Annotated in this window: 24 protein-coding genes; 13 read left to right on the plus strand and 11 right to left on the minus strand. The window is 67.7% G+C overall.

The genetic code is table 11. From position 1 onward, the window contains the following. Positions 1–26: 26 nt before the first annotated feature. From IEY28_RS12425 to IEY28_RS12435, 3 genes are all read left to right on the plus strand, one after another. Positions 27–404: a winged helix-turn-helix domain-containing protein gene (locus IEY28_RS12425; protein WP_166971123.1), complete on the plus strand. Its 378-nt coding sequence runs from the start codon at positions 27–29 to the stop codon at positions 402–404. A 3-nt stretch (positions 405–407) separates the two neighbouring features. Beyond that, the gene (locus tag IEY28_RS12430; protein WP_188997998.1) at positions 408–707 is read left to right on the plus strand and encodes a DUF7521 family protein; all 300 of its coding nucleotides are present in this window, start codon (positions 408–410) and stop codon (positions 705–707) included. 73 nt (positions 708–780) lie between these two features. Then, positions 781–1,071, plus strand: coding sequence for a DUF7521 family protein (locus IEY28_RS12435; RefSeq protein ID WP_396275597.1), 291 nt, complete (start codon positions 781–783; stop codon positions 1,069–1,071). Between the two features lie 5 nt (positions 1,072–1,076). On the opposite strand, the gene IEY28_RS12440 is transcribed toward IEY28_RS12435, so the two are convergent. After that, on the minus strand, positions 1,077–2,393 hold the full coding sequence (locus IEY28_RS12440; RefSeq protein WP_188998000.1) for a hypothetical protein: 1,317 nt from the start codon (positions 2,391–2,393) through the stop codon (positions 1,077–1,079). 89 nt (positions 2,394–2,482) lie between these two features. Between IEY28_RS12440 and IEY28_RS12445 the strand changes: the two genes are divergently transcribed. Both IEY28_RS12445 and IEY28_RS12450 read left to right on the plus strand, forming a co-directional pair. Beyond that, complete coding sequence (locus IEY28_RS12445) at positions 2,483–2,749, plus strand: DUF2249 domain-containing protein (RefSeq protein ID WP_188998003.1); 267 nt, start codon at positions 2,483–2,485, stop codon at positions 2,747–2,749. After that, positions 2,746–3,024, plus strand: a complete 279-nt coding sequence (locus IEY28_RS12450; RefSeq protein ID WP_188998006.1) for a glutamyl-tRNA reductase — start codon at positions 2,746–2,748, stop codon at positions 3,022–3,024. Before IEY28_RS12445 ends, IEY28_RS12450 begins: the two co-directional genes overlap by 4 nt. A gap of 1 nt (position 3,025) precedes the next feature. Here the strand turns inward: IEY28_RS12450 and IEY28_RS12455 are convergent, their stop codons facing one another. The 4 genes from IEY28_RS12455 to IEY28_RS12470 form a co-directional block, all read right to left on the minus strand. After that, positions 3,026–3,478 carry a thiol-disulfide oxidoreductase DCC family protein gene (locus tag IEY28_RS12455; RefSeq protein WP_188998009.1) on the minus strand — a complete coding sequence of 151 codons (453 nt, stop codon included), beginning with the start codon at positions 3,476–3,478 and terminating at the stop codon, positions 3,026–3,028. A 92-nt stretch (positions 3,479–3,570) separates the two neighbouring features. After that, the gene (locus tag IEY28_RS12460; protein ID WP_188998012.1) at positions 3,571–3,888 is read right to left on the minus strand and encodes a cupin domain-containing protein; all 318 of its coding nucleotides are present in this window, start codon (positions 3,886–3,888) and stop codon (positions 3,571–3,573) included. After that, positions 3,885–4,121, minus strand: coding sequence for a DUF2249 domain-containing protein (locus IEY28_RS12465; protein WP_188998016.1), 237 nt, complete (start codon positions 4,119–4,121; stop codon positions 3,885–3,887). The genes IEY28_RS12460 and IEY28_RS12465 overlap by 4 nt, the downstream gene beginning before the upstream one ends. A gap of 51 nt (positions 4,122–4,172) precedes the next feature. Continuing rightward, a complete protein-coding gene (locus IEY28_RS12470) occupies positions 4,173–4,544 on the minus strand; it encodes a cupin domain-containing protein (protein WP_188998019.1) in 372 nt (123 codons plus the stop codon). Between the two features lie 89 nt (positions 4,545–4,633). Between IEY28_RS12470 and IEY28_RS12475 the strand changes: the two genes are divergently transcribed. The 5 genes from IEY28_RS12475 to purL all read left to right on the plus strand — a co-directional run bounded on the left by IEY28_RS12475 (position 4,634) and on the right by purL (position 9,162). Then, positions 4,634–5,194, plus strand: a complete 561-nt coding sequence (locus tag IEY28_RS12475) for a DUF7998 family protein (RefSeq protein WP_188998021.1) — start codon at positions 4,634–4,636, stop codon at positions 5,192–5,194. A gap of 55 nt (positions 5,195–5,249) precedes the next feature. After that, positions 5,250–5,558: a hypothetical protein gene (locus IEY28_RS12480; protein ID WP_188998024.1), complete on the plus strand. Its 309-nt coding sequence runs from the start codon at positions 5,250–5,252 to the stop codon at positions 5,556–5,558. 43 nt (positions 5,559–5,601) lie between these two features. After that, positions 5,602–6,192: a TetR/AcrR family transcriptional regulator gene (locus IEY28_RS12485; protein WP_188998027.1), complete on the plus strand. Its 591-nt coding sequence runs from the start codon at positions 5,602–5,604 to the stop codon at positions 6,190–6,192. Positions 6,193–6,283: 91 nt separating this feature from the next. Next, the gene (locus IEY28_RS12490; RefSeq protein WP_188998031.1) at positions 6,284–6,937 is read left to right on the plus strand and encodes a DUF2306 domain-containing protein; all 654 of its coding nucleotides are present in this window, start codon (positions 6,284–6,286) and stop codon (positions 6,935–6,937) included. A 59-nt stretch (positions 6,938–6,996) separates the two neighbouring features. Then, on the plus strand, positions 6,997–9,162 hold the full coding sequence (purL, locus tag IEY28_RS12495; protein ID WP_188998034.1) for a phosphoribosylformylglycinamidine synthase subunit PurL: 2,166 nt from the start codon (positions 6,997–6,999) through the stop codon (positions 9,160–9,162). Between the two features lies 1 nt (position 9,163). Here the strand turns inward: purL and IEY28_RS12500 are convergent, their stop codons facing one another. Genes IEY28_RS12500 through IEY28_RS12510 form a run of 3 tightly spaced genes read right to left on the minus strand, consistent with a single transcriptional unit; the run spans position 9,164 to position 11,836 of the window. Continuing rightward, positions 9,164–10,381, minus strand: a complete 1,218-nt coding sequence (locus IEY28_RS12500; RefSeq protein ID WP_188998039.1) for a sensor histidine kinase — start codon at positions 10,379–10,381, stop codon at positions 9,164–9,166. A gap of 3 nt (positions 10,382–10,384) precedes the next feature. Continuing rightward, positions 10,385–11,590: an FIST signal transduction protein gene (locus IEY28_RS12505; protein ID WP_229783134.1), complete on the minus strand. Its 1,206-nt coding sequence runs from the start codon at positions 11,588–11,590 to the stop codon at positions 10,385–10,387. A gap of 54 nt (positions 11,591–11,644) precedes the next feature. After that, positions 11,645–11,836, minus strand: a complete 192-nt coding sequence (locus tag IEY28_RS12510; RefSeq protein WP_166971153.1) for a DUF7550 family protein — start codon at positions 11,834–11,836, stop codon at positions 11,645–11,647. A gap of 105 nt (positions 11,837–11,941) precedes the next feature. Between IEY28_RS12510 and IEY28_RS12515 the strand changes: the two genes are divergently transcribed. From IEY28_RS12515 to IEY28_RS12525, 3 genes are all read left to right on the plus strand, one after another. Further along, positions 11,942–13,021 (plus strand): PQQ-binding-like beta-propeller repeat protein, encoded by a 1,080-nt coding sequence (locus IEY28_RS12515; RefSeq protein ID WP_188998042.1) that lies wholly within the window; start codon positions 11,942–11,944, stop codon positions 13,019–13,021. An 82-nt stretch (positions 13,022–13,103) separates the two neighbouring features. Then, the gene (hisF, locus tag IEY28_RS12520) at positions 13,104–13,919 is read left to right on the plus strand and encodes an imidazole glycerol phosphate synthase subunit HisF (RefSeq protein WP_188998045.1); all 816 of its coding nucleotides are present in this window, start codon (positions 13,104–13,106) and stop codon (positions 13,917–13,919) included. 90 nt (positions 13,920–14,009) lie between these two features. Next, positions 14,010–14,870: a hypothetical protein gene (locus IEY28_RS12525; protein WP_188998049.1), complete on the plus strand. Its 861-nt coding sequence runs from the start codon at positions 14,010–14,012 to the stop codon at positions 14,868–14,870. A gap of 18 nt (positions 14,871–14,888) precedes the next feature. On the opposite strand, the gene IEY28_RS12530 is transcribed toward IEY28_RS12525, so the two are convergent. The 3 genes from IEY28_RS12530 to IEY28_RS12540 form a co-directional block, all read right to left on the minus strand. After that, a complete protein-coding gene (locus IEY28_RS12530) occupies positions 14,889–15,173 on the minus strand; it encodes a DNA-directed RNA polymerase subunit L (RefSeq protein ID WP_188998052.1) in 285 nt (94 codons plus the stop codon). Between the two features lie 930 nt (positions 15,174–16,103). After that, positions 16,104–16,370, minus strand: coding sequence for a DUF7410 domain-containing protein (locus IEY28_RS12535; protein WP_188998056.1), 267 nt, complete (start codon positions 16,368–16,370; stop codon positions 16,104–16,106). After that, the gene (locus IEY28_RS12540) at positions 16,367–17,749 is read right to left on the minus strand and encodes a hypothetical protein (RefSeq protein ID WP_229783135.1); all 1,383 of its coding nucleotides are present in this window, start codon (positions 17,747–17,749) and stop codon (positions 16,367–16,369) included. Before IEY28_RS12540 ends, IEY28_RS12535 begins: the two co-directional genes overlap by 4 nt. Positions 17,750–17,783: the final 34 nt, after the last annotated feature.

Genomic DNA, 17,783 nt, shown 5'->3' on the forward strand with positions numbered 1-17,783 from the left:
GGGCGGGAAATGAGTTGGCGACAAGGATGGTTCGGGATCCGTTCGCTGACGACGACACGCCGGAGCTGACCACGGTTCTCGACGCCCTCGACGACGAGGACTGTCGGTCTATCGTCAGCGTACTCGACGAGCCGATGACAGCGAGCGAAATCTCGGAGGCGAGCGACGTCCCACTGTCTACGACCTATCGTAAGCTCGAACTACTGACCGACTCGTCCCTGCTGTACGAAGGCGTCGAGGTCCGGCCCGACGGGCAACACGCCAGTCGGTACGCGGTCGATTTCAAGGAAGTGGTCATCGCGCTCGACGAAGACCGGGAGTTCGCCGTCGACATCAGTCACCGCGCCCGGTCCCCGGACCAACGGCTCGAAAACCTCTGGTCCGAAGTTCGAAAGGAGACGTAATCCATGGTTCACATTCCAAGCTCACAGGTCGGTGTCGTCGTCTCGAAGACGCTCATCCTCATCATCGGCGGGCTGATAACGTACTACTCGTATCAGGCCTACGACCGGACGGGGACGCCACAACACAAGTGGCTCACCTACGGGTTCGGGGTCGTCACGCTCGGTGCGATTCTGGGCGGGGCCCTCGACCTCGTCGTCGGGACGTACTACGGGGTCAACCTCATCTACACCAGCGTCTTCGTCTCCAGCGCCCTGACCGCAATCGGCCTCGGTATCATCCTCTACTCCCTGTACGTGCGCTGAGGCGGGGCTTCTCACTCGCTGGCAACGCGCGCCAGTTTATATTTGAGAGAGTCGTGCAGTGCCCACCACGATGATGCACCCCAGTACCGTACTCCTCGTGGCGGCCAAGACAGTGACACTCGTCTGTGGGGCCGTCCTCACGACGCTAACGTACAGGGCGTACAACCGGACGAAAGCGACTGCGATGCGTGCGCTGTGGGTCGGTATCGGTCTCGTGACCGCCGGGGCACTGCTGGCCGGGAGCCTCCACCAACTGTTTGCGTTCCCCGTGGTGACGAGTACCGCCGTCGAGAGCGTGTTCACCGCCGCCGGGTTCGCCGTGCTGACCTACTCGCTGTACACCGACCAGCCGAACGAAGAATGAGCGAGTCAGGACTCGGACTCCTCGACGAACCGCCCCCCGACCAGTACCGGCAGCGATTGGGGCCCGTGTTCGACGAGGACGCCGAGGAGGTTGCCCGCGAACAGCGCGGCCCCGACGAACGCGAGGACACCTGCGAGCAGACTGCTCCCGGTCGGTACGGGAGCGATTGCAGCCACGAGGACGGCGACGGTAGCGAGGCCGAGACAGGCCCCGTCGGCGAGCGCGACCCGGTCGTCGTACAGGTCGTCGATCATCGGGACGTCCTCGAACCCGAGGCGGTCGCTGTAGCGGTGGACCCAGACGATGAACGGGACGACGTGGTACAGCGTCCCGAGGACGACGAACCCGACGCCGCCGACCAGCAGCAGCGTCCCGACCGCCGGGTGTCCGAACAGGCTGCCGTAGGCGATCGGGTCCTGCCACCACGCCCACGCCGAGAGCGGCGCCCAGACCACCAGCGTGACGGCGACGACGGCGTAGCGGGTGAGCATCGGCGTGCGCTCGACGCTCGCGGCGAGGAGCCGACGGGCCAGCAACAGGCCGACGACGGCCAGTCCGCCGGCGACGAGGACGCCACCGACGCGAGCGAGTGCGGGAATCCCCAGCAGCCGTCCGCCGGCGAGGAGGAGGACGCCGAGTGGGTAGCCCACCGTCTCCGCTCGCTGGAGCAGGCCGCCGACGCGAGTGGCGTCGGTCTGGGTGAACATCGGCGCGAGTTGCGCGAGCGCGCCCGCCACGGTGGTCAAGACTGCGCCGAACACCGCGAGCGTGGCGTGAGCCGACAGGAGGTCGGCCCGCGTGACGCCGACCATCGGGAGGACGCCGACGGCGTGGTCGAGCGCCAGTACGACGCCCGCGCTCGTCACGAGGACGAAAAAGCCCAGCGCCGCGGCGAAGTGGGCGGTCGTCACGTCCCACTCGGCGTCGGCGAGCGTCCGACCGATCGTGTAGACGAACGTCCAGACGCCCGCGACGGCGAACACACCGGCCACGGGGAGGACGGCCGTGACGCCGAACAGGAGGCCACCGGCCAATCCCGCGAACCCGACGGCCGCGAGTGGCAACTGGGCGGCAGCGAGCCGGCGAGAGTGCAGGGCGACGCCCGACCACACGGGGACGAACTGCGTCATCGCCCCCATGATGGTGAGACAGACCCAGCCAGCGAGCAACAGGTGGACCTGTGCGAGGTGGCCGCCGCGGCCGCCCGCTACCCCGACGGCCACGCCGGCCACGAGGAAGGCCAGCGCGACGACGAAGTGGCGCAACGGCACCGTCATCGGCGGCCCAGCGTCCGTGTCGACGTTCCCGGGTATCGCGCTCATCACTCGGTGGTTAGTGCGCCGGCCTGCTGTCGGTGTGGCCGAACACGTTCGGGGAAACCGACGGCGCGGACGAGCGTCAATCCTCGCGTATGTCACTGGCAACCGACGCCGTCCTCGCCCAGACGGACGCGCCGGCCGACGCACCGACAGAACGCCTCGACGTGCGCGAACTGGGGCCGCCGAAGCCGCTGGCCGAGACGCTGGAACTGCTGCCGACGCTCGACGACGACACCGTCCTCGTCCAGTACAACGACCGCGCGCCACAGCACCTCTATCCGAAACTCGAGGACCGCGGCTACGACTACGAGACCGTCGACACCGACGAGGCGACGGTGACGGTCATCTGGAACCGATGAGTGTGAACGACGACATCCACGAGACGACGCCGGACGTAGAACAGGCAATCGGACAGATAGAGTCCCGTGCCGCCGGGATTCGGGCAGAGCAACTCGAACAGGCGCTCACACAGTTGCGAGCGCGGGGCGACCTGACCGACGAGCAGGCGGCCGCCGTCGAGCGCCTGAGCGAACGACTGGCTGAGCGACTGCTCGCGGTCCCGCGGGAGAGTCTCCGCCAGTCTAGCAACGCCGGGGACCGGACCGTCGAGACGGCCGTCGAACTGTTCGGCTGAGCTAGCCGAGGAAGCGGTCGCGCACGTCGTCGTCGGGCACCATACACTGGTCCTTGCGCCCGAACCAGTCGTATCGGTTCTCCGCGACGACGTCGTAGGCGGCGTCCCGTATCCCACGGGGCACGAGTCGGCCGACGCTCGCGAGACTGTAGGGCCACCCGAGCAGTTCCGCCACGCGGATAGCCGCCGCCGACTTCCGGTACACCTCGTCGCCCTCGACGAGGACGACGGACTCCATGTCGTCGGTCGGCAGGCCGACTCGCTCCAGCAGTTCCGTCCCGGCCTCGGACTGCAGCGGTGCGAACCTGAGGAGTCCCGTGGGGTCCCGCGGGATGACGAACTGGACGGTCCCGTTACAGAGATTGCAGACGCCGTCGAACAGCAGTACGGGGCGGTCGCCCACCGGCGCGTCGTCGGTCACGGCTGCCGCCTCCGAGCGGTTGTCAGCGTCCATCGTGCCGTAACACCCATGGACGCTCTACGGCGTCCGGCCTGAAAACGTCGTTCGTCCCGGCTACCGCTGTCACCGCGGCGGTCCCGGCGTAGTTACGCCGACTCGGCGAGGACCAGCAACGCCTCGCAGTCGGTGACGGCGGCCGGCGAGATGTCCTGGTCGCCGTCGAAGCGGGCGACGTCGCCCGCCGAGAGCGAGAGCGTCGTCTCGCCCAGCGTCAGGTCCACCTCGCCGTCCAGCAGGTGGAAGACGATGTCCCGGCCCGGATGCTGATGTGGCGGCACCTCGTCGCCTTCCGACAGCGTCAGTCGGACCGTCTTCGGTTCGCCCTCGAACAACTGCGCGCGGCCCGACCCGTCGAGGTCGGACAGCGAGACGCGTTCGAGGCCGGCGGCGTCGGCGCCGCTCATGCTTTCTTCGGAAGGTCGGCGACGTACTTGCCCTCCTCCTCCTTACGGCAGTCGTAGCGCTCGGCGTCGAACGCGTCGACTTCCGCCTGCAGTTCGTAGAACAGCGGCTTCGGTTCGTGGTCGTTGACGATGCGGAGCGTCTCACCCGGGTCCAGTTCGTCGAACGCGGAGTGGATGGTCGGGTGTCGCTCGGGCGGTGCCATGTTGCGTAAGTCGAGTTTCGCGGCGGGCATCACTCGGCGGTTCGCCGTCGCCGGCGGAGGGACTTCTCCCGAATATGTTCGTCACTCGGGGTCGAACTCGCCCCGTTTCAGCCCCCGGCGCACCGGTTCGTGTTCGGCGTCGGTCGGCGGCGGCGCGGTGACGAGCGTCGCTTCGAGTCGGCCGCTGTCCGCTCTGATGCCACGGTCCGCGCCCGCCGGAACCGCCACCACGTCGCCGGCGCTTACCGAGCGCTCCTCGTCGCCGTCGCGGATCGTTCCCTCGCCGCTGAGGACGGTTATCGCCACGTCGCTGTCCGGGGCGTGGACCGGAATGAACTGTCCGGGTTCGAAGTACCCCAGTACGACTTTCTGGCGCTCCGTCTCGTGAATCGTCTGTGCCGAGAATCCGTCGTCTACGTACTCGCGTTCGGCGTCGATGCTCGTGGTTACCATCACGCGGACGTGGATCGCACTTGCTGGAGGGGATTCTGCCGAACGTGTTCGGGGACACTGTCTGTGGGGTGGAGCGTCTACCTCCGTCCATGAGTCTCCTCTCCGGCATCCGCGGCGGCGACGACACCGGATTCGACGACTACGACGCGTTCGTCCCCGAACACGTCCCCGACCCGGGCGAGGTCTTGGAGGGCCACGACGTGCTGACCGACGCCGACCACGCTGCGTTCCACCGCGTGACGATGGGCCTGTTCGCCGAACGCGGCGTCTACGATATGACCTTCGGCTACAACCTCGCCCGCCTGAACCTGGACCACCGACACCCCGACGCCGGGTTCCGGTACGCACGCGAGGCCGACGACCCGGCGGTCCTGCGAGCCGAGTTCACGCCGACCACGGAGTTCTGCCCGCAGAGCGATACCCTCACCGTCGGCGCCTTCCGCGCGTGGAACGGCCTCACTGAGCGCCACGAGTACGACCTCGTGAGGGTGCGTGTCGATTCGATGCACCACCAGAGCGTCGCCATCAACGGCAAACTGCAGCAACTCGAAGCGACGTACCGCGAGACGGGGGAGATACCGGACGACCCCGGGAGTGCAGACGACGGCGACGACCTACCGGACGAGACGGACGTGGAGACGCCGTTCTGAGGGGGCGAACACCTTCGGGACTGACGACTCCCGAGCGGAGAGCCAACCCGCGTGTATGTCCGACCGCGACGAGACGGTCCGTTCGCTAGCCGCCGACATCGCCGCTCGCCCCGACGTCGCCGACGCGTGGACGGCAAAGAGTTTCACCGACCGACTGCTCGTCGTCGAACTCCCCGCCGAGTGCGACCTTCCCGAGTCCACAGTCGAGACGCTTCGCGACCGCGGATTCGTCGGTGCCGAGGAGGTGTACGACGTCGACGGGGCCGACGACGCGGCGTTCGCCGGCCAGTTGACCGACGCGCGGCGCTACCGCTTCGTCGACGTCGAGAGCCGCGGCGAACACCGGTCGTACGTCGTCGAGTAGCCCGGTGCGAAACGCTGAAGCGAGTGAGCGCTCACTCGACAGTATGCCGGAGATGGACGCCGACGCCCGCGCCGAGGTCGTACGCGCGGTCCGACGGGCGCTCGCCGAACACGGGTACGAACGGCTCACGACGGCGAAGATAGCCGAGGAGTACGAGAACAGCGAGGCGGGCCTCTACTACTACTTCGACAGCAAGGACGAGATGATAGCGGCGTTTCTCGAAGACGCGGCCGGTCAGTTGGGCGAGGAACTGGCGGCGCGTGACGCCGAGGGTCCGGTGGCGGAGTTGCGGGCCGCCTGTGCGTCGCTGTTTCGCTCGCCGGGCGAGGAGGGCGCGGGCCTCCACGTCGCCGTCATGGAACTGCTCTCGCACGCACCGTACAACGAGACGCTACGGGAACCACTGCTCGCGCTCGAATCCGCCACGCTGGACGAACTCGAACGCATCGTCACCGAGGGCGTCGAGGAGGGCGTGTTTCGGGACGTTGACCCGCGAGCGACCGCCGCGTTCCTGCTGGCCGCCGCCGACGGGTCGACCGGGTTTCACGTCGCACTGGAGATGGACGTGGGAGAGGACCTCCGCAGGGCGTGGTCGGCGTATATCGATAGTTTACTGGCCGAGACGGATGGCTGAGTGTCCACTCAGTACGCTTATTGTCACCGTCGCCGAACGATCACCCGATGCGACAGCAACCGACGGACGGCGGGTTCGGGAGGACCGGGGAATGACGACGGTGGAAACGGCCACGCTGTGGGTCCACATCGTGGCTGGCTTTCTCGCGCTGTTCGCGGGGGTGGGGGCGTTCGTCACGGAGAAAGGCGGCCTGCGACACCGACATGCGGGCCGCGCGTACGTCTACGGGATGGTCGTCGTCGCCGCGACGGCGCTCGCGCTGTTCGCTCTCGACCCGACGGCGACGCGGCAGTTCCTCGCTTTGGTCGCCGTCTTCAGCTTCTACTTCGTGTTCTCTGGCTATCGGGTTCTCTCGCGGAAGCGACCGGCCGACGCGCCGACCGCCGTCGACTGGGGTGCGGTCACGCTGTACGGCCTCGCCAGCGTCGGCCTCCTCGCCATGGGCACGCTCCAGTTCCTCGCCGGCAACGGCTTCGCCGTGGTGGTGCTCGTGTTCGGCGTCCTCGGAACCGTCCTCACCGTCGCCGACGTCCGGTCGTTCCGCACCGAGACCGACCCGCGGGCGTGGCTCGGCGAACACGTCACCCGGATGGGAGCGGGCTACATCGCCACCGTGACAGCGTTCTCGGCGGTGAACTTCGTGTTCCTCCCACCGGTGGGCCGATGGCTGTGGCCCACGCTCCTCGGGACGCCGCTGTTGGTGTATCTCCAGCGCCGGTACGAAGCGCGCTTTGTGTCAGCGTAGTCGCCGCCGACGCACCTGCATGGAAAGCGATTTAGCCGGCCGGTGGCCACGGGAACCTAATGAGCCTGTCCGACGCGGACCACGACATCGTGGTCGACGAAATCGGTCGGGAGCCAACCCGAGCGGAGGCCGCTCTCTTCGAGAATCTCTGGAGCGAACACTGTGCGTATCGCTCCTCTCGACCGCTCCTGACGGCGTTCGACTCCGAGGGCGACCAGGTCGTCATCGGCCCCGGCGACGACGCCGCGGTCGTCTCGCTCCCGAGCCACGGCGACGGCGAGGAGATGTACATCACGATGGGCGTCGAGTCCCACAACCACCCCTCCTACGTCGACCCGTTCGACGGCGCCGCCACCGGCGTCGGCGGCATCGTCCGCGACACCCTCTCGATGGGCGCCTACCCCATCGCGCTCGCGGACTGCCTGTACTTCGGCGACTTCGAGCGAGAACACTCCCGTTACCTCTTCGAGGGCGTCGTCGAGGGCATCTCCCACTACGGCAACTGCATCGGCGTCCCGACGGTGACCGGGTCGGTCGCGTTCCACGACGACTACGAGGGCAACCCGCTCGTCAACGTCTCCTGTATCGGCCTGATGGAGCCAGAGCGCACCATCACCGCCGAGGCGCAGGAACCGGGCAACAAACTCGTCCTCGTCGGGAACTCCACCGGGCGCGACGGCCTCGGCGGAGCCTCCTTCGCCAGCGAGGACCTCGCGGAGGACGCCGAGACGGAGGACCGACCGGCCGTGCAGGTCGGGGACCCCTACACGGAGAAACTCCTCATCGAGTGCAACGAGGCGCTACTGGACGAGGCCCTCGTCGAGTCGGCCCGTGACCTCGGAGCGGCCGGCCTCGGGGGGGCGTCCTCTGAACTCGTCGCGAAGGGCGGTCTCGGTGCGGAAATCGAACTCGACCGCGTCCACGAGCGCGAACCCGACATGAACGCCATGGAGTACCTGCTCGCCGAGAGTCAGGAGCGCATGGTGTACGAAGTCGCGCCGGAGAACGTCGACCGCGTCGCCGAACTCGCCGAGCGCTACGACCTCGGCTGCTCGGTCATCGGCGAACTCACCGCCCCCGGGACGAACTACGTCTGCACCTTCGAGGGCGAGACGGTCGTCGACGTCGAGGCCGAGTTCCTCGGCGACGGCGCCCCGATGAACGACCTGCCGAGCGAGGAGCCGCCGGAACAGGAGCGCGACCTCCCGACCGTCAACCTCTCCGAGGCGTTCGAACGCATCGTCGCCAGCCCCAACACCGCCTCCAAACGGTGGGTCTACCGCCAGTACGACCACGAGGTGCAGGTCCGCACGAGCGTCCTGCCGGGCGACGACGCCGCCCTGCTGGCCATCCGCGAGGCCGGCACGGGGCTTGCCTTCTCGGCCGGCGCCGACCCCAACTGGACCGACGCCGCGCCCTACGAGGGCGCCCGCGCCGTGGCGCTGGAGAACGCCACCAACGTCGCCGCGAAGGGCGCCGTGCCCCACGCCGCCGTCGACTGTCTGAACGGCGGCAACCCCGAGAAGCCCGACGTCTACGGCGGCTTCAAGGGCATCGTCGACGGCCTCGCGGACATGTGCAGCGACCTCGACGTGCCCGTCGTCGGCGGCAACGTCTCGCTGTACAACGACTCGGTGACCGGCCCCATCCCGCCGACGCCGACGCTCGCACTGGTCGGCGTCAAAGAGGGGTACGACGCCCCGCCGATGGACCTCTCCGGCGAGGGGACCCTCGTCGTCGTCGGCGACGCCGCCCTCGAAGGCGAGGCCGACCCGCGCCTCGGTGGCTCGGAGTACACCGCCGTCTTCGGCGGCACCGACGCCTTCCCCGAACTCCCTGCCGACCCGACGGGCCTCGTCCAGACCATCGCCGAGGTGGCCGACGAGGACCACGTACTCGCCTCCCACGACGTGAGCCACGGCGGCCTCGCGGTCGCACTCGCCGAGATGGTCCACGAGGACGCCGGCGCCAGCGTCGACGTCGAGACGGTCGAACGCGGCACCCGGAAGCGCCTCCTGTTCAACGAACGGCCCGGTCGCGTCGTCTTCGAGACCACCGACCCAGCAGCCGTCCACGAGGCCTTCGACGGCGTCGCCCCAGTGACTGAACTGGGCGAGGCAAACGGCTCGAACCACCTCTCGCTCACCGTCAACGACGAGACGCTCCAGTACCACGCGAGCGAGATCACCGACCTCCGGTCAACCATCGACGACGAACTGGCCTGAGTCAGCGCCTGATCTCGAACCTCGCGCCGCCCGTCTCGCTCTCCGTGACGCTGACCGACCAGCCGTGGGCTTCCGCGATGCTCTGGACGATTGACAGGCCGAACCCGGTTCCATCGGTATCGGTGCTGTACCCGTGTTCGAACACCCGTTCGCGGTCGGCGGCGGCGATGCCGGGTCCGTCGTCGGCGACGTAGAACCCGTCGCGGCCACCCTCGCCGAGCGTCCCAACGGTGACGGCCACCGCCGGGCCGGCGTGTTCGACCGCGTTCCGATAGAGGTTCTCGAACAGTTGCTGGAGGCGGTCGGGGTCGCCGTCGACGGACACGGGCGCGTCCACGGTCAGCGTCGCATCGGCCGTATCGACCTGTGCCCACGCGTCGGTGGACACAGTCTCGAGGTCGACCCGCTGGGTCGACCCGACGACCTGTCCCTGTCTGGCGAGTTCGAGCAAGTCTTCGAGGAGTGATTCCATCCGGTCGTGGGCGTCGCGGACGGCTTGCAGGCGCTCTCGAACCGTCTCGTCGTCGACCGTCTCGAGCAAGAGGTCGGTGTGACCGGCGGCGACGCTGAGCGGGTTCCGAAGGTCGTGGCTGACGATGCTCACGAACTCGTCGAGGCGCTCGTTCTGTGACGCGAGTTGCTGCTCGCGGCGCTTGCGCTCGCTGATGTCGGTGTAGATGCCGTACCCTTCGACCTCGCCGCCCTCGCGGGCGACGATGACGCTCCGGAACAGGTACGTCCGGGCCTCGCCGGTAGCGGTTATCCGTGTGACCTCCTGTTCGGACTGGTTGGTATTTTGCCACCAGTTGGCGACGATGTCGGCAGCGGCCTGATCGGGTGTCGAGATGAGCGCCGGGAGCGACGCTCCGACCGCTTCCTCCCGCGTGTAGCCGAACTCGACTTCGAAAGCGTCGTTGACCGAACTGACGTACGGTTCCTGCTGGTCGAACGTGACGACGACGGCCGGGTCCGGGATGTTCTCGAGGAGCGCGGCGAACCGCTCTTGGGCCGCCAGTTGGACGCGAAGTTCGCTCGCGACGAGGGTGATGTACCCGTCGTGTTCGTGGTGGATGATCTCACAGACGTCGCGGGCGTCCGTGTTCGTCATCGACGAAGACCCCTCGATACCGATGTCGGCCATCGCCTCGTCGACCACGGACTCCGCCTTCTCGATGCCCACCGTCTCCGCGAACTTCGAGACGAGTTCGTTTCGGTCCATCGGTTACTCGGGCAACAGGAAGGCGACCGTCGTCGTGTTGTGAAAGCCGCTGAGTTGTCCCATCTGCATACACAGTTCTCCGTACGTCTCGAATCCGGCGAAGGGAACCGAGAGGACAGACGCCAGTTCGTCGACGGCATCGGAGAACTCGTCCTGCAGGATTATCTCGCGGCAGGCACAGTCGAAGATGAATCCACCGGCGAGGTCACCTTCGGCGAGCGCGACTGCTTCCTCGGCGACTCGGCGGACGGAGTCTATCTGACTCTCCTGGCCCCCGTACATCACGCGGAGGACGGTCCCCTCGGGGACGTCGACGGCGAACGAGAGCGAGCCATCCTGTCCGATAGACTTTGGCCAGCGTATCTTGAAGCCATTGCCCTGATCGATGCCGAACTCGTAGACGCCCATCAATCGATTCATCTCCTCCGATTCGAGCGAGAGCGCGTCGACGTCGAAGTCAAACGCCGTCACGTGGTCGCGGACCGCGTTTTTCCACACCTCGAAGGCCGGTTCACCGTCGAGTTCGCGGACGACGTTACCCGACCCGTCGGTCACCGCGTGCGGTTCCGAGATGGGTTCGTGACCGTGGTCGACCGAGATGACCGCCCGCTGAGTGCCGGAGACGAGCACCAGAACCAGCGCGTCCTCCGCGACGGTCCCGTCACAGAACACCGGCGTCGACTCCATCTGATAGTTGTCGGACGCCGCCCCGCCGGCGAACCCGACGTGTGGTCCCAGCCGTCGTTGGATCGCGAGTGCCAGTCGCTCGCCGACACCGGCCAGACCGTCGTGTAAGACGAGTGCTGATTGATACGGATAGTCGATGTCGTCGGGCAAGGCGCGTGCGGCCTCTCTGACAGTCCCGTGGATGTTCTCGCCGAGCCCGGTGGCGATGGCGGTGTCGAACCGAAACGAGTCGCTGGTGACCAGTGCCACGGCGATACCGTTTGCCAGCGTCTCGGTCTCGGTGAAGTTCCCGGTGCCCGTACACCCGACGACGGCGGTGTCGTCGTCGACGACGGTCTCGACGCCCGAGAGGACCTCGTGCGGATCGTAACTCGAGTCGACGAAGACCTGACAGAAATCCACTCGGTCGGCATCGAGGCCCCTCCGGGCCGTACTGGTGGCTTCTTGCCCGGCACGTCGTCCGTCGGGCGACACCGAGGTCCCGGTCGAGACCGTCGTCCCTATTGACTGGTCGGGTGACACGATACCATACGTATCACCGAACCCACTTATACCTACCTCCCCCGTTCGGTCCCGTCAGACCAGTGCGAAGGCGATACCGAACGTAAGCGCCAGTCCGACGAGTGCGACGACGGCACCCGTCGACACCTGCGACATCGTGAAGTCGCTCTGGGGAGCCGTCTCGCGAAGCGGCGGTTCCTTCGATGGCAGTTCGACGTTCGCTGGGTCGAACGCCGGTCGGTCGTCCTCGTGGTGGTCGTCTCCCATGTACGGGCGTTCTGCAAGCGGCTACCTGTAACTGTCGGATTCGCTCGCTCAAAACCGGTTTTGAGCCACCTGAAGACACTTTTTGCTGGCCCGTCCAGTCGTGGTATGGAGTACACGCGACGGCGCCTGTTGGCGACGGTCGGCGGCCTCGGGAGCGCGGCCGTCGCCGGCTGCCTCGACCGCGTCACCGGCGAGCGCCACGCGCGCGTCGCCTGGCACCGGCAGACCGAAGGCACCGTCGGTGCGCTGGCCCTCGCCGACGGAACGCTCGCTGTCCTGACGATGTGGCGCCTGCTCGGGTTCGACACCGGTGGGACGGAACGGTGGCGGGTCCTGCTCGACGACCCCGACGACACCGTCTGCTACGATTCCGGCCTCGACGTGGGCGAGAGCACGCGGGGCGACGAACTCGTGTACGTCTCCGGATGTGACAGCACGCGAGCGGTCCGTCTCGATGGCACGTCTGTCTGGAAGGCCCCCGACGTGACGTCGCTGGAGTCGATTACCGCGGCTGACGGGACCGTGTACGTGAGCGGAGGGGGCCTGACCGCGCTGGACGGCACCGATGGGTCCGTCCGGTGGACGGCCCGCAAAGACACAGACGGCCTCACGCCGGCCGGAGCCACGGCCGATACGGTGGTCGTCGGGAGCGACAGCGGGACCGTCAACGCACTGGCGGCGGCCGACGGGACCGAACGCTGGCACACCGACCTCGGCGCCCACCGAACGCAGACACCCACCGTCGACGACGGCACGGTGTACGTCGCGACGAGCGTCCCAGCGGAAGAGCGTGGCGAGTTGGTGGCTCTGAACGCGGCCGACGGCCGCGAACGGTGGCGGGTCGACACCGGACAGGCACTGGCCGGCAGCAGCCCAGTCGTGACCGGCGAGACTGTGTTGCTCGGGACAGCCAGCGGGTCGCTGCACGCCCACCGACGGGACACCGGGGACCAGCGGTGGCGCTTCGACGCCGCGGATTGGCTCGTGACCCAACCGGCAGTCGGCCCCGACGGCGAGGTGGCCTACGTCGGGAGCAACGACGGCAACTGCTATGGCGTCTCGGTCGCGAGCGGCGAGCAACGGTGGTCGGTCCCGGTCGGATACAGTTCCGTCACGCCCGTGGTCGACGAGGACCGTGTCTTCGTCGGCAGTCACGACGGCCTGTTCGCACTCGACCGGGAGTGAGCCGTCGCACCCGCCGCCCGCTATCGGCTTTTGCACCAGTCGAAACCGTCAAACGCCCCTGTAGCGAACGAACGGGTACTGAATGACGCTCACGAAACGCATCATCCCCTGTATCGACGTGGACGTCGACGAGAACGGGGACGCCGCCGTCTACACCGGCGTCAACTTCGAGGACCTGGAGTACACCGGTGACCCGGTCGAGATGGCGAAAGCCTACAACGAGTCCGGAGCCGACGAGTTCGTCTTTCTGGACATCACCGCCTCCGCCGAGGGTCGCGAGACGATGCTCGAAACCGTCTCCGCGGTCGCCGACGAGGTGTTCATCCCCCTCACGGTCGGCGGCGGCATCCGCACCCGCGAGGACATCAAGGAGACGCTGCGGGCGGGCGCCGACAAGGTATCCATCAACTCCGGCGCCATCGCGAACCCGGAACTCATCGAAGAGGGCGCGGCGGCGTTCGGCAGTCAGTGCATCGTCATCTCGCTCGACGCCCGCCGGCGCTTCGACGACGAGGGCGAACACTACGTCGAGGTGGACGGCGAGTCCTGCTGGTTCGAGTGCACCGTCAAGGGCGGCCGCGAGGGCACGGGGCTGGACGCCGTCGCGTGGGCGATGGAGGCCGAGGAACGCGGGGCCGGCGAGATTTTCGTCAACTCCATCGACGCCGACGGCACCAAGGACGGCTACGACATCCCGCTGATGAAGGCGGTCTGTGATGCCGTCTCGACGCCCGTCATCGCCTCCTCTGGCTGTGGCAGTCCCGCCGACATGGAAGAGGTGTTCGTCGACGCCGGTGCCGACGCCGGTCTCGCCGCCTCTATCTTCCACTTCGGCGAGTACACGATCGAGGAGACGAAGCAGTACCTAGACAGCAAGGGGATTCCGGTCCGGTTGTAGGACGGGGTAGCGACCGCGGGGGTCCGGCCCCCGTGCTGTTGCACGCCGGTTCCGCGCACTCTTTGTAGCTCGGTCACCTACGGTTACCCAATGGAATGGCGGTGTGAGTGGTGTGGCAAACCTCACGAAGAGAACGACCCGCCCTGTGACAACTGCGGCCACGGCACGTACGAGCGGGCGGTCCAGCCCGTCGGCCCGACCCGGTCCGCAGACGGCGAGGTCCACGGCGGCTCCGTCTGGGTCTGTCAGGACTGTGGCCGCCAGCACCAGCGCAACTCCCCACCCTGCAGGCGGTGTGGGAGCGCGAACTTCGAGCGCGAACGGGTGGCCGATACCGACCCGATGGCGGACATCGGAACGAGTTGGCGGGACGTACTCGAACCGAAGTACGTCGCGGGCTACGCCGCCGTCGCCGTCCTGCTGGGCGTCGTCCTGCTGAGCGTCTTCGGCGTCGTCACCCTACCGGGATTCGGCAGTGAGGCGGCCGCCGGCCCGCCCGAGATTCCGTCGGCACCCGGTAGCGCCGACACGGCGGACGGCCTCTCGCTGTCGGCCACCGAGGACGCCTACGTCGAGGCACTGAACGAACGCCGCACGAGCGAAGGCGCCGGAGCCCTGACCCGGAACGCGACGGCCGACGACGCCGCGGCCTACTACAACAAGGCCATCGTCGCCGCCCGGGCCGGCGACGGGTCGGGGCCCGAACAGAACGCCTTCGAACGGTTCGGTCTCGCCTGCGAGCGCCCGAACATCGTCGCCTATCAGGTCGCCTACGACCGAACCGGTCGCTCGGTGAGCGACTTCGACAGCGAGGCGGCGCTGGCGGCGTCGCTCGTCGATAGCTACGTCGAGCGCGGGAACCGGTTCCGCGCGGCAGAAGCGGGCACCGTCGGCGTCGATATCCACGTCGCGCCGGACGGCAGCGTGTTCGTCACCTACGTCGTCTGCTGAGAGCGGGAGAGAGACGGCTTACGCCGCGGCCTCGAACGCTTCCGTGAGGCTGTCGGCCTTCTCGATGACGCGGTCCGTGCCGTCTTCGAGGGCGTCCAGCGCGTCGACGCTCGCCTCGGTCTTGATGGTGAGGACGGGGTCGGTCTGGCCACCGGACTGCTCGGGGTTCACGTCGTAGGTCGCCGCCGTGACGCCCTCCGTCTCCAGCAGGGCCCCCTTGATGACGTTCATGAACGTGTGGTCCTCGCCCGCAATCTCGATAGAGAGTTCCGTGTCCGACTTGTCGATGACGCGAAGGTCCATGCCTACGTGTACTCGCTCAGCGGCCCATCAACGTGTCGCTTCTCCGTAGTCGACCGCTCCGTTACGACCGATGCTCACAGATCCCCGAAAGCCCTCGACCGCTCCGTTACGACCGATGCTCACAGATCCCCGAAATCCCTCGACCGCTCCGTTACGACCGATGCTCACAGATCCCCGAAATCCCTCGACCGCTCCGTTACGACCGATGCTCACAGATCCCCGAAATCCCTCGACCGCTCCGTTACGACCGATGCTCACAGATCCCCGAAATCCCTCGACCGCTCCGTTACGACCGATGCTCACAGATCCCCGAAAGCCCTCGACCGCTCGCGGCCGCTGTACGGGATATCCTCGCTCCGCTCGGATAGGGCCCGTGCAGCGGCCGCCACCGGTCTCGCCCTTTCAGTCCGCCGAGGACAGCGGTGCGACCGCGACGGAGCGCGGTCGCAGACGTGTCCCCACGCCTCCCCGGTCGCTCGCGCCGCGAGCGACACGCTTCCACCGCCCACTAGCACCAGACACCAGATGGCCGGGAGCGCCCTCCGTGGCGCTCCTCGGGGAAAGGCAGGCCTGTAGCGCGGATCCTTGGCGGACTGGAAGGGCGAACGCGGTCCGGGGAGCTGTGTGGGCACTATTCGAGCGCAGCGAGAATATCCCGCACAGCTCCCCGGAGCGGGTGAGGGCTTCCGGAGAGCCACGATAGAAGGCGCGGACAGGTTTGAGATCTCAGTAGAGCGGGTGAGGGATTCCGGAGAGCCACGATAGAAGGCGCGGACAGGTTTGAGATCTCAGTAGAGCGGGTGAGGGATTCCGGAGAGCCACGATAGAGGGCGGACAGGTTTGAGATCTCAGTCGAGCGGGTGAGGGCTTCCGGAGTGTCCTTCGCGACGGGAGTGGGGAATCCGAGACTACGGGAACGACGAGGACGACTCACACTAGCGCGTAGATCATCAGGAGGACGAAGTATATCGCCACCAGCGCGCCGAGCGCCTGCAAGCGGAAGGCGCCCAGCGAGTCCTCCTCGTCCTCGTGGGCTTTGCGGAACGCCGTCACCTCGTCGTCGTCGAGTTCGTTCGGGTGGTCGAGGCCGTGGTGGAGCGCCAGCCACCTCTCGCGGGCGAACGGGCGACCGCAGTAGTCACACTCGAAGACCGGTGCGTCGGCGGGCACGTCGTACGCGTGGTCTGACTGAGTCATAGGTGGGGAAGGGGCACCTCCGGGCGGGAGACGACCCACAGGCTGGTCATCGTATAGAACACCATCACGGCGACGAACGGATACTGCGAGCGGATGGCCTGCAGTCGCGAGGGAAAGAGGTCGAAAGCGGCGGCGTGGGCCACCCAGATAGCGACGAGGTGGCCGAGTATGACCGCTGCCAGTGCGACGCCGCCGAACCAGTCCGGCAGTTGGTAGACCGGCACCGCCGCCGGGTCCGCAAACGGCGCGAGCGTGGCCGTCCCCAGCGCCGGCGCGAGAAAGAGGAAGTAGCCCAGATAGTGTGCGAAGTGGTAGCCGGCGGCGATAGCCAGCAACGGCGGGGCGAACCGCTCGGCGAGTTCGTCGGGCGCGAGGTACGTCTCGGCGGTCCGCGTGCTAACCCGTACTGCGAGGCGGTAGACGCCGAGAAAGAGGCCGAATCCGGCCAGCAGGGCGAACGGATACAGGAGGTGGGGCGGGAGGCCTGCCGAAACGAGCGGGGTCGTCAGAGCGCGCCACGCGGGCGTCGTCACGAGGCCGTCGTAGGTGGTCACCCAGAGCAGTGCGACGACGAACGCCACCTCGTCGGCCCCGTCGACTAGTCGCGGCGTCGAGAGGGTCATGCCGGGCAGACGCAGGCGGAGGCTTCCGTCTTCGGCGCGGCTGACGGGCGCGACGCGGCCGTAGTAGCGGAACACCCGGTCGACCGGGTCGGCCTCGGAGAACCACGTCTCGCGGCCGAAGACGACGCTCCCCGCGAGCGTCAGGACGCTATACCCCACCACGGCCGTCGCAAGCAGTCGCGCGTCGTCGGCCAGCGGACTGACGACTTCCAGCCAGACGAGCGCCAGCAGGCCGACGACGCTGGGCCACGCGCCCAGTCGGTCGGGGTACGTTCGGTCCAGCGACGGGAGCGCCAGCGCGATGGTCGACAGTGGGTTGAGCACGCGCCAGCTATTGCCGACCAGATACGTCGTCATCGCGAGGCCGGCCCACCAGCCGACCCACACCAGCAGGATTGCGAGGTTCGTCCGCGGCGTCGTCGGGCCGAAAAACCCCACGACGACGACGGCGGCCAGCCCCGCGACACCGATTGCGCGGCCGAGAACTCGGGGAATACGGGCCTCACCGTCGACGAGCGGGGTCCCCCAGGCGTGGACGCGCTCGACGAACGAGCGGTCCGTGACGAACGAGGCCAGCAGGAACGACGCGCCGACGGCGGCCCCGCCCGTCGAGAGAAAGAGCCACGTCGGAATCGTCAGCGACTCACGCCCGCCGGCAGCCAGACTCCCGCCGTGGGCACTGGCCGTCCCGACGGCGAGCAGCCAGCAGAGCGACCCCACGGCCATCGCGGCGACACGGCGTCGGCGTGCTGTCATCGGCGGGCCTAGGGACCTCGGGGCCGTGTAGTTT

The sequence above is a fragment of the Haloarcula pellucida genome (assembly GCF_014647235.1).
GTDB classification, from domain to species: Archaea; Halobacteriota; Halobacteria; order Halobacteriales; family Haloarculaceae; genus Haloarcula; species Haloarcula pellucida.